This window comes from Pseudoalteromonas sp. Isolate6 (assembly GCF_022398435.1).
GTDB lineage: Bacteria > Pseudomonadota > Gammaproteobacteria > Enterobacterales > Alteromonadaceae > Pseudoalteromonas > Pseudoalteromonas galatheae.
Genome location: NZ_JAKEVK010000154.1, coordinates 1 through 11302 on the forward strand (window position 1 = coordinate 1; position 11302 = coordinate 11302).

11 protein-coding genes are annotated in these 11302 nt (G+C 41.8%); 2 read left to right on the top strand and 9 right to left on the bottom strand.

Features of this window, described 5'->3' with window-relative positions; genetic code table 11:
* Positions 1–218: 218 nt before the first annotated feature.
* The 7 genes from L1D50_RS17075 to L1D50_RS17105 form a co-directional block, all read right to left on the bottom strand.
* Complete coding sequence (locus L1D50_RS17075) at positions 219–1031, bottom strand: kinase (RefSeq protein WP_239966466.1); 813 nt, start codon at positions 1029–1031, stop codon at positions 219–221.
* A 37-nt stretch (positions 1032–1068) separates the two neighbouring features.
* Complete coding sequence (locus L1D50_RS17080) at positions 1069–3075, bottom strand: TonB-dependent receptor (RefSeq protein ID WP_128725799.1); 2007 nt, start codon at positions 3073–3075, stop codon at positions 1069–1071.
* Positions 3076–3211: 136 nt separating this feature from the next.
* Positions 3212–3472 (bottom strand): hypothetical protein, encoded by a 261-nt coding sequence (locus tag L1D50_RS17085; RefSeq protein WP_128725800.1) that lies wholly within the window; start codon positions 3470–3472, stop codon positions 3212–3214.
* 171 nt (positions 3473–3643) lie between these two features.
* The gene (locus L1D50_RS17090; RefSeq protein ID WP_128725801.1) at positions 3644–3895 is read right to left on the bottom strand and encodes a hypothetical protein; all 252 of its coding nucleotides are present in this window, start codon (positions 3893–3895) and stop codon (positions 3644–3646) included.
* A gap of 6 nt (positions 3896–3901) precedes the next feature.
* Positions 3902–4312 (bottom strand): DUF1761 domain-containing protein, encoded by a 411-nt coding sequence (locus tag L1D50_RS17095; protein ID WP_128725802.1) that lies wholly within the window; start codon positions 4310–4312, stop codon positions 3902–3904.
* A gap of 51 nt (positions 4313–4363) precedes the next feature.
* Positions 4364–4879 carry a response regulator gene (locus tag L1D50_RS17100; RefSeq protein WP_128725803.1) on the bottom strand — a complete coding sequence of 172 codons (516 nt, stop codon included), beginning with the start codon at positions 4877–4879 and terminating at the stop codon, positions 4364–4366.
* Entirely contained in the window at positions 4854–6044 is a 1191-nt protein-coding gene (locus L1D50_RS17105) for a HAMP domain-containing sensor histidine kinase (protein ID WP_239966467.1), read from the bottom strand. Before L1D50_RS17105 ends, L1D50_RS17100 begins: the two co-directional genes overlap by 26 nt.
* 237 nt (positions 6045–6281) lie before the next feature.
* On the opposite strand from L1D50_RS17105, the gene L1D50_RS17110 reads away from it, so the two are divergent.
* Together L1D50_RS17110 and L1D50_RS17115 are read left to right on the top strand one after the other, a co-directional pair.
* Positions 6282–7352 (top strand): ketoacyl-ACP synthase III, encoded by a 1071-nt coding sequence (locus L1D50_RS17110; protein ID WP_128725814.1) that lies wholly within the window; start codon positions 6282–6284, stop codon positions 7350–7352.
* Positions 7353–7459: 107 nt separating this feature from the next.
* Positions 7460–8932: an aminoacyl-histidine dipeptidase gene (locus tag L1D50_RS17115; RefSeq protein ID WP_128725805.1), complete on the top strand. Its 1473-nt coding sequence runs from the start codon at positions 7460–7462 to the stop codon at positions 8930–8932.
* A 95-nt stretch (positions 8933–9027) separates the two neighbouring features.
* Here the strand turns inward: L1D50_RS17115 and L1D50_RS17120 are convergent, their stop codons facing one another.
* Complete coding sequence (locus tag L1D50_RS17120) at positions 9028–10389, bottom strand: leucyl aminopeptidase family protein (protein ID WP_239966468.1); 1362 nt, start codon at positions 10387–10389, stop codon at positions 9028–9030.
* A 55-nt stretch (positions 10390–10444) separates the two neighbouring features.
* Positions 10445–10819: a hypothetical protein gene (locus tag L1D50_RS17125; RefSeq protein ID WP_128725807.1), complete on the bottom strand. Its 375-nt coding sequence runs from the start codon at positions 10817–10819 to the stop codon at positions 10445–10447.
* Positions 10820–11302: the final 483 nt, after the last annotated feature.

Sequence of the window (11302 nt, forward strand, 5' to 3'; positions counted from 1 at the left end):
ATAATACCAATTGAATTAATTCTCTAATCAATTTGAAGGGTGAAATAGCATATTAGCTTCGTTAAAAATTTCTCATTTAGAACAACTAAATAGCAAAATTTTTGCCTTGCCTATATGGATATAGGTACCTTAGCGGTAGCAGGACGCGAGAGCGGTGCTACTAAAGCTATTTCCCCGCTTCAAGATAGATCATTTACTTAATACAACTGGTATAAAATCTAGTCAACGAAACGGTGTTTTACACTAACCACTTCCCTTGTCTCACCTAAGCATATCTCGGTATCTGCGAGATTAGCCAAGGATTGCATTCCCCACTCAGAGAGTCGATGAAATGGCTGAATAAATTGCTTAACTTGCTCATCGTCCATTCCCTGACCTCGAGCTTTGATAAGCTGGTGCTCTTGCTGCAGACGCCAGCGGAAAACCCGTTCAAAATCCATTCCGTTAAGATAAATAAGATAGTCTATTTGCGCGAATCGCGGTTGGTAATATTGCTTTAAAAATTGATTCACTGTCTTGCGAAATAAGGCGCCTGCGTCTTGTTGCTGCTCATATGCATTGATCGGTTGAGTCAATAATGATTCTGGCTGTGCACCAATACCAATACACCAACCTTCAAGAATTAACACTGACAGTTCTGCTTCAACTTGTCGCCACTGAGATCGCGGTAATTTTTTGTCTATGGATTTATCGAAAACAGGAAGACAGAACGCTTTGCCAACTCTAAATTGCGTTAATATCGTATCAAATAGTACGAGGTCATGGGTGCCGGGCAAGCCTCTTTGCTTAAACAGGGGGTGATATTGCTCTGCTAATTGAACTCGCTCTTGGGGGTCTAAGTAGAAATCGTCCAGCGATACACTCTCGCACGATATGCCATCTTGCTGAAGTCGCTCAGATAACTGTTTGCTTAAGGTTGATTTACCAACGCCTTGAACTCCACTAACGCCAACTAGCAAAGGCCGTTGAGCGATTCTCTGCTTTTTTATCTGTGCACTTAGCTGGTTAATTAATCCAGTATTTACGCTCACACAACATCCTTTTCTATTTTATTCACACGAGGACTATTTAAAATGACTTCTTAATCTGCAAGCGTAAATTTCTTCCCTCCTGAGGCACTCTTCCATCCGTCATCCTTGGATCAAAAACATCATATTTTTTATCGGTTAAGTTTTCTGCTTTTATCTGAAACACCGCGTCCTCCTGCCACTGCCAGGCAAACGTTGCACCTAATAAATAATAACTATCTTGGGAAAAAGGCTCAATGTCTGCACCCTCAAAAACGGGGACCTGAGTTTTGTCGCGCCATATTGCATTGAACGTAATTTCAAAATCGTTCACTTTGTGCGTAAACGCCAAAGCCGCAAATTTTTTAAAACTGCCGTTTAATGGTTCATCAAATAGTTGTGTGTAGGCGCCTTGTATCCATGTTGAGTCAGTCAAGTTAAAATTACTGTTAATTTCTAAACCCTGCATACTCGTTTCAAAGATATTATCGAAGGTAAATTCAGCTTGCTCGTTATTAACAGGAACTAAATTAATAAAATCTTCCAGTTCGTTATCAAACAATACCACGTCGAACTGCTTTGACTCATCTTGATAATGCCAGACAAGTTCCGTAGTTTTCACATATTCTGACGTTAAGTTTGAATTACCCGATGTTACATCATCGTTTGAGTTAAGCTCATTACTAACTGGGGTGCGAAAAGACTCCCCATATTGCAACTTCAAAGTGTTTACTTCGTCAAAGTCATAAACGAATGCAAGCCTAGGAGATAATTTATCATCTATGTTTTTAACCTCATCGTATCTTACCCCCGTAAACATGCTGAGTTTTTCGCTAAATCGATACTTTGCTTGAACATACCCTGCATAAGAATCAAAGTCTTGTCGCAGCGAATAAAAAGGAGCGTAATCAGATATAGTTTGAATGCCACCTAAATAAGTATGGTTATAGATGATAATATCACCGGCACTTTGGTCGTAATATGAAGTTCTAACGCCCGCTTTACTTTGCTCTTCCTTTGATAACTCAACGCCAAAGTTCCATTGTAAGCGGTCATTTTGTTTATAACCACCATCTAGGTTATAAGTTAAATCTCTAGATTGCCAAGCTGGGCCAACTAAAAAGTCGCCACCTTGCGTGATACCAACTTCTTCTGCTGTAACGATAAGTCCAGCACTTTCGATATTATGCTCAATAAAACTCAACTTATGCGTTAACTCAAGTTGCTCAGTAACTCGCCAAACATACTCAATTGTTGCCGCATAGTTCTCGCTTTTATGCTCGTTTTCAGGGGAATAACGGGAAAGATTTAAAAACTCATCAAGTTGAGTACGGTTAAACCTTACTTGCCACTTTAACGCTTGATGACTACCTCCAAATACAACAAAAAGTGATTCTAACGGGTCTTTTACAGCGCCTCCAAAATAGCTATCCCCTGAGCGTTTATTAAATGCTACATTGGCATAGAGCCGCGTTTCGTCCGACACTTGCCTTGAAAGATTCAATGCTGCTTGCGCATTGCCATGTTCACCATAGCCAACAGAAAGCTGGTTACTACGTTTTTTGGTAATAATATTCATCACACCAAGAAAGGCATTACTACCATAAAGCGCGGAGCCCGGGCCTCGGATAAACTCAACTTTATTAATAATCTCAATAGGAATATAAGGGGTATAGACAGAAGCTTTTCCGAATGAGGACTCATTCAGCCGTTGTCCGTCAATCATCACTAATACGTGTCCAGTATCTAAATACACACCCCGGGTATGCTCTTTTGGCACAGCCCCGACCCAATCGCCTCGAGTAGACTGAAAGCCAGGTACAAAATTCATCAGATCATAGACATTGTCGACACCCAAGCTATTTATTTGTTCTGAATTAAAAACAGTAATACTAGAAGGGACCGATGCTCTCGTTTCGTCGGTTTTAGTTGCGATAGAGACATTTACATTCAACAACTCTTCAAATGAAAGCTGGTACAGATCGGAGTCCGCGGCGTCTGATTCAGCGACTACCGCAAAAGGAATTAAGAATAGCGTGGCTTTAATTAAAGCGCTTAAGTTTTTCATATTATACGAGCTCTATGTTCCCACACTTCACTCGTAGTGTTAGATTGCTCTAACCTACGTAGCAGCATATGATTAACTTAATAATACTTGCTCCTAGCCACTACGCAAGTTTTTGATTAGGCTTTTCTTTTACACCTTAAGCTGATGCCAACTTTTTCGCTTTGAAATATTTAAATAAGCCAATTAACGACGCAGCGATCCAAAATAGCTCAATCACAAAGCTTGCGAGGTTAAAGTTATAACAAAGACTAATCAGTAGCAGGATCGCACCACTTAAGTTCATTAAGTTGTACGTTAAACTATCGGGAGATGCCTTTTCCAGCTGTAGCATAAAAAATGCACCAACGACCAAAAAAGTGCCTGTCATACCGATGATATCGAACATTAAATCGATCATGTTTTTTCCATTTTGCAAGACCCAATAGGCTGGCCCAGCTCCATGGGAAGGGTCATTTTCATTCATTGAAACAGCAAAGCCAAACGGCGAGATAGTAACAAATTGGAAAATTCAATACAGGACATTTGTCTGATAACAGCAGAAGGTGAGCTATGAAAATTGAAGTAATCGTTACTTGAAGGTTACCTTGCCACCGATTATTTTCAGTGCTGGCGCACCTCTCACTAGCGTATCACGGGCAAATTCTTGCTCACAATTGGGGCAGTTTATTTGGTTGGTCGTAAAGTCTTGGGTGATCCGTTCTTTGAAACATTTAACTAGGCTACCCTTACCCCCCTTACGATACTTAAAGAGCTGATGGCGACACCCAGAACAATAAATATCAACAGTTCTAACTGGGCCTTTTTTATTGGGTTTTGCCATACCGAATTAACTCATGATCTTTAGTATAAATGCAATGAGCGTAAACTGTAACACGTGATAGCCACCATTGACTAAAAACAGTTTCATCGGGCGTTGCTCAAATATATAGCTTATTCCTAATGAACAGGCGACGAAAAAGATCCCTACACCAAGTCCAACTCCCGTAGCCGCAAGCAAAGAGAGCGATAGATCAAGCATCACCGCCATAAACACAGCGGATAGCAAAGACAGCAGAAATGCAACACCAAAAGTCATCTTCGGATCGCTCGCTTGTAAGTCAAGCTCTGTCAATCCACACCCCTCCATCCACGCTTTTTGAAACAGCATGGGAGAATACCAAATACCACCTAACATAAAGGAAGACAAAGCGGCGAGAATAATTGCCCAAAGGTTTAATGCTTCAAATGAAAGTATCATCGACTAACTCAGCATATTTCATTTTATTTAATAATGAGTATAAGTGAAAACTTACTTATAAACAGGTTTCTTTTGTAATTTCCTCTGCAGTGTTCTTCTGTGCATGTTAAGTTGCCGCGCGGTTTCAGAGATATTACCTTCATTTGCCTTTAAAACTTGCTGAATATGTTCCCACTCTAGTCGTTCTGGAGACATGACTTCTTCAACAATTTCTTGGCCTTTCTCTCCCAATAGCGTTTGTACTATCAAGCTGGTGCTTGCAGGTTTAGTTAAATAGTCGTCAGCGCCCAATTTTATCGCCTCAACCGCAGTCGCAATACTGGCATAACCCGTTAATAATACAATGCGAGCATTTGCATTGAGCTGCTTGATTTGTGTTATGAAGTTTATTGAGTTGGCCTCGCCAAGTTTCATATCCAATAATATGTAGCCGAAAACCTCTTGTTTACACGCCACCTGCATATCTTCAATGGAAGTAACATGTTCAACACTAAATGCTTGTTTTTCCAAGCGCCTTATCAATGTCTGTGCATAAGGCACATCATCTTCTACAAGCAGTAACTTCATCACTTACCCTTGGTAGTTTAATCGTACATTTTGTCCCAAAGCTCACATCGCTTTCAATTATTAGGTGTCCACCAAGCCGTTCAATTGTCGCATGACTGAGCAGCACCGCCATACCAAGTCCTGATTCGCTGCTCACGACATTATGGCCCAATTGCGCTAGCTTTTCTTTTGCGATCCCCTCCCCTCTATCAAGTATGGTGATCACATGTTCTGTCAGTTGTGAGGTAAATATCACGTCGATGTCAGTTTGTTTTGCTTGCTCATTTGCTCGCACACCGTTACTAATAAGATTTAAAATCGAAGGCATCAACATAGGATCATCGCACAGCGCCCCTTGAACATTAGTGATATCGAATCGAAAATGCTGCTGTGGAAATTGTAAATTCGTCAATTCTTTTAACTGCTCAGCAAAATGCTTTATGGTTATCAGTTGTTTAGACGCTGACTTTAAATACTCAGTGAATTCTCTAAAGACATTAAGCTGCTCCTTACATTTCCCAAGAGGTTCTGACATTTCTTGAACACAGGGCTCTTTTGGGTACGACTCATCCAGCTCTTCGTGTAATAGAGCCAAGTGTGCGATTGGCGTGGCGAGTTGATGGGTCGCTTGTGCGGCCGCACTGCCTAATGCGATTAATTGCTCTTGCTGTAACTGCTGCTCTCTTAGCAAGGCGATCGCCCGCTCTTTTTTTCGATTTTGCTTTACCAATATGCTCACCACGGTAACAACAACTATGATAGTGAAAGTAAAGTTAACTAACATACCGAGCAAATGAGTGCTCATGTCCATATGATGAACATGTTCATGAGACATTTTTATATAAAGATAAAGGTAAGCGCCAATCGCCCCAGCCGACACCATCAACATGTTGATAGTTGGGATCGTTACTGCTGCAATAACGGTTGGCAGTACCAACAAAGACACGAACGCATTGGTCGCTCCGCCGGTCAGATCTAATAAAATAGTAAGAAACAAAATGTCCGCCAACAATTGCATTGTCATGCCAATGGGCGCTGCTTCTTTTGTGTTACGATAGGCGTAAATACTTAACAGCTGAAATGCCGACTCCGCAGCCACCACTCCCACCACCGCAACAAAATCAAATTGTTTACCAAATACGACAGCGGCTATGGCAAGCATCACAATTTGGATAACGATTGCCACTGACCGTAACAACAACAGTTGGCCCAATGCAGAATTGGGAGAAAAAGCAATTTTCATGAAAATGAACGGGTCTGAGCTAAGATGAAAAGATTATACCTAATCTAACAAAAATAGGTGTGATCGAGGTCAGTTATATTGCACCAATACACACCATAGCTTCGCTTTTATGGCAATACTGTGAAGGATTTGGTATAAATGAAAAATTGGCCAACTGGTCGGATTAGATTAAGAGACACTATGGTTTATGCAAAAATCACCGGCTGGGGAAAGTGTATTCCACCAGCGAGCATCAGTAATGATGAAATTAGTACTATTGTTGACACCAATGATGAATGGATAAATACGAGAACAGGTATCAGATCTAGACGCGTTAGCCATGTTAGCACTGCTGAACTTGCAACGGTAGCAAGTCAACACGCATTGGCATGTGCAGGACTTGAGGGTAAAGATATTGACCTTGTTCTACTCGCAACCTGTACACCGTCAACTATGGTAGCGAATACAGCTTCTTTAGTACAAAAAAATATTGGTGCTGTTGGTGCTGCGGCGTGTGATACGAATGCGGCGTGTTCGGGCTTTTTGTATGCATTACAAAATGCTACTGCACAGATCCAAGCAGGTATGATTAAAAGAGCTGTTGTTGTCGCTGCGGAACGTATGATTTGGTATGTAAACTGGGCAAAGCGTGACAGCGCAGTATTATTTGGCGATGGTGCAGGTGCAGTCGTGCTTGAAGCAAGTGACGAGCCAACCGGGCTCTTAGGCACTAAGACTGGCTGTGATAGCACAGATAGAAGTATATTGCACATTCCAAACTATGGTACTGATATGGACCGCTGCGCCGGCACTGGGCCTTCTGCTCTGTCTTTTGAAGGACGTGAAATATTTAAGCGTGCTGTAAAAGGTATGAGTGACGCATGTGATGACGTACTCAGCCAAGCACAGTTATCACTAAACGACATAGATGTACTTATCCCTCATCAGGCTAACCTTCGCATCATTCAAGCTATTCAAAATCGCCTAGAAATTGCAGATGATAAAGTCATGGTTAATATCGACAAATACGGTAATACCTCTGCTGCTACAATTGCAATTGCACTGTGTGAAGCTGTAGAAAATGGCATGATTAAACCACACGCTAATATTATGTCTGCGGCATTTGGCGCGGGCTTAACTTGGGCTGCCAGCTATTTGAAATGGGGAGAAAGAACGACTCCAATCGCAAAGTCGGATGCGCGTTTACCAGATTGCAATAAAACCGGCCTTGAATTAGTAGCACCAGCAGTCGCTGCAAGTAAAGCTCAATAAGTAGGCTATTCTCCCTAAGTACTGAAACTTAGAGTTAATTGCTCGATTTTGCCCTTGGGTGGGTGGTAATATTGCAATATTATTATCGCTCATCCAAGGAGTCTACTGTGCTCAAAGCGCATACCGAGATCAGTCAATTAGAACCACAAGTAATTTGGAAGTTTTTTGACCAAATTTGTGCCATTCCCCACCCGTCAAAACACGAAGAACCACTAGCAAACTTTATTGTTGACTGGGCTAAAAGCAAAAATTTAGACGTACGTCGTGATGAAACTGGTAATGTGTTCATCAAAAAGCCTGCGACAAGTGGTATGGAAAATCGTAAGCCCGTTGTATTGCAAGCGCACATTGATATGGTGCCACAAAAGAATGACGATACAGCACACAACTTCGTTACCGATCCAATCAAGCCGTATGTTGATAATGGCTGGGTAACCGCAACTGGTACTACGCTAGGTGCAGACAATGGTATCGGCATGGCATCATGTTTAGCCGTATTAGACGCTGACGATATTAAGCATGGTCCACTTGAGGTGTTACTAACCGTTGATGAAGAAGCAGGTATGAGCGGCGCGTTTGGTTTGCAATCTGGCTGGTTAGAAGGTGAAATCCTGCTCAACACCGATTCCGAGCAAGAAGGCGAGATCTACATGGGTTGCGCAGGTGGTGTAGATGCATCCTTAACTCTACAACTCGCGCGAGAAGTGTTACCCAAACACCATCAAATCTTTGAGCTGTCTCTAAAAGGCTTACGTGGCGGACACTCTGGCGTCGACATTCACACCGGCCGTGCCAACGCCAATAAATTGCTCGCAAGATTCCTAAAGCACCATATCGCAGACTTTGATCTAAGACTTATCGAGATCAGAGGCGGCTCCCTACGCAATGCAATTCCGCGCGAAGCATACGCACTCATTAGTTTTGATGAAGCGCAAATAAGCGAGTTCCAAGCGCTGATTGAAGCTTATGAAACTATCATTAAGCAAGAATTATGTGCCATAGAAACTGGGATCACGTTTGCACTCAGCACTTCAACAACTAGCACATTGCCAATGAGCCAAGCTTCCCAAAGCAAAGTCTTAGCGCTTCTTAACGCTTGCCCTAATGGTGTTGTACGCATGAGCGACGATATTCCAGGTGTTGTTGAAACCTCACTTAATATGGGCGTAATTTCTACTACAGATAACACTCTAGAAGTCCTATGTCTGATCCGTTCATTAATTGATTCTGGTCGCAGTGATGTCGAGGGTATGCTGCGCTCACTGGCTGAGCTGACGCAAGCTGACATTGAATTTAGTGGTGCTTACCCAGGCTGGAAGCCTGATCCAAGCTCAGAAGTATTAGCTATTTTCCGTGATATGTATGAATCAATCTACGGTGAAAAACCACATATTATGGTTATTCATGCAGGTCTTGAATGTGGTTTGTTCAAAAAGCCTTACCCGAACATGGATATGATTTCTTTTGGTCCAACGATCAAATTTCCACACTCTCCTGAGGAAAAAGTAGAAATTTCAAGCGTTGGTCTATATTGGCAGCAAATGAAAGGGATCTTAGAGAACATTCCTGAAAAGCAGTAAAACTAATCTAAAATTAATTATACCAATTCGGTTATTAGACAAACTAAAAGCCCAGCTGACATAGCTGGGCTTTTTATAGATTTTAGACTTTGCGACTAGCTGAACTTTTTCTCAAGATAACTAAACACGGTTCTAAGACCCAATGCCTCACCACCAACAGGTCTTCCCGGTAACGCTCTTACGTTCCAAGCCATCACATCAAAATGTAGCCAAGGTGTCGTGGCAGGCTCAACAAATTCTTTTAGATAAAGTGCAGCTGTTATTGAGCCACCAAACGGCGTCGAACCACAGTTGGCAATATCGGCGATATCGCTCTTGAACAGTGCCTTATATTGAGCAAACAAAGGCAATTGCCAGATAGGATCCGATTTACCCAGACCAATTTCCATTAGCTCAGACGCAATAGCTTGATCTGTAGAATAAAAACCAGGAAGTTCAGTACCAAGGGCAATGCGACATGCACCGGTCAAGGTCGCAAAATCTATCAATAACTCTGGCGCTTCAGTTTGTGCTTCGGCCAATGCGTCACATAAAACCAAGCGTCCTTCGGCATCGGTATTGTCAATTTCAACCGTAATACCTTTACGTGTTTTGATCACATCACCTGGCCTAAAGGCATTGCGAGACACCGCATTTTCTACCGCAGGAATAAGTACGCGTAATCTAACAGGCAGTTTTGCCGCCATAATCATGTTGGCCAGCGCAATAACATGAGCCGCTCCACCCATGTCTTTTTTCATATTACGCATTCCAGACGCAGGTTTTAAGTCCAGACCACCAGAGTCAAAACATACGCCTTTACCAACTAAAGTAAGTTTTGCGTGGTTTTCATCACCCCAACGTAAATCAAGCAAACGCGGAGCATTGTCACTCGCACGGCCTACCATGTGGATCGTTGGGTAGTTTTGTTCTAACAACTCATCACCAATGATTTGCTCAAATGATGCGCCATATTGCTCGGCAAGTTCATCCATTACTTCAGCCATGTGCTGAGGCATCATATCGGCCGCAGGTGTGTTTACAAGGTCTCGTGCAAGATAAATAGACTCCACAGACGCTTTTACCTTGGAATATGTCTTAATATCTTTGATAGCAAGTTTTGCTTCAACCGCCGGTAATTCTTTATACGCAGAGAATTGATACGCACCCAGTAAAAACGCAATCGCGTGGTTTTCAACTTGCTCAGAAGCAGTATCAATAAAATAAGTGCCTTTTGGAAGCTGCTTTGCAAGATCGCCCAATAACCAAAAGTCATCTTCTTCTGAAATCACAATAACTCGTTCTACTTCCCCAGATTCAGCATTCGGAATAAGAATGGTTTTTTGTGATTGAAATTGTGCGGTTTTCACGAAAAGCTGTATCGTGTTTGACTGCTGCGCTTGCCATGACGCTAATTCTGCAGCGGAGAAGATTGAAATGGGTTTACCCATAGCAGATTGAACGAGTAGATTGTTCATGTAGGCCTCAAATTTATTATGTTCGTACTTAGATTACCAAGGCTAAAAAGAAAATTCACTGTTCCTTGGTTTTTGTCGGCTTTTTTTTCAAATTGAATGAGCTAGGCAACACATCTACACCCACTAATTGACCAACCTTAACGATGATCGGAATAGTTATGGGGGCAAAAGGTAAAACCGCAAACACACCAAGCCCAAGCCCTTTAAGAATATCCACAAGCTGGGCATTCGCCGTTTTGAGCTCAGACTTCTGCGCTCGCCCCAAGGTATATCGCTTGTAGATTTCAAGCATCTCTTTAGTTTCTTGTTTCTCTTGCTCTAGTGCGCATTTGAGCGCAATCATCGCCCTACGCAACCTCATTTGCTGTCTGCGTTTACTGATCCGAGCAACGCGCATCGGTGCCTTATGGACAACTTTGATCAGCTTCATTAGTGAACTCAAATATAGTGTTGACTAGAGTCTATCAAAATTATCAGCACTTTAGCTATTAGCCAATGGTACAAATTACCCATTCTAGCCAGCAAAGTTATACGTAAAGTGTGCAAAATAATGAATTAGAGCAAAATCGACCTCAGTTACCATACAAAGATGTACAATAATCATACACGCAAAGACTAGCCGTTCAGGACTGTTCAATTAATCTACAAAAACTGAATAATGAAACTTCACGAAACTCGCTAAGTTTTGAAACGATAAATTTTAAGCTACTGGGTGTTTGTCTTGAAAAGTAGTTAAACGGCTCAAAATTTCACTTTCAACAATAACTTACCATTCAATTTCTGCAACTCTTCTTAGCTTAAACAAAAAGTTATTAAGAAAGTTGCAGTTTTAAAAATCGCTGCTAATTTTAAAAAAGCGCTTGCCAACACACTGCAAATTAAATTATATGTGTATTAAAGGTAAAAATATTAT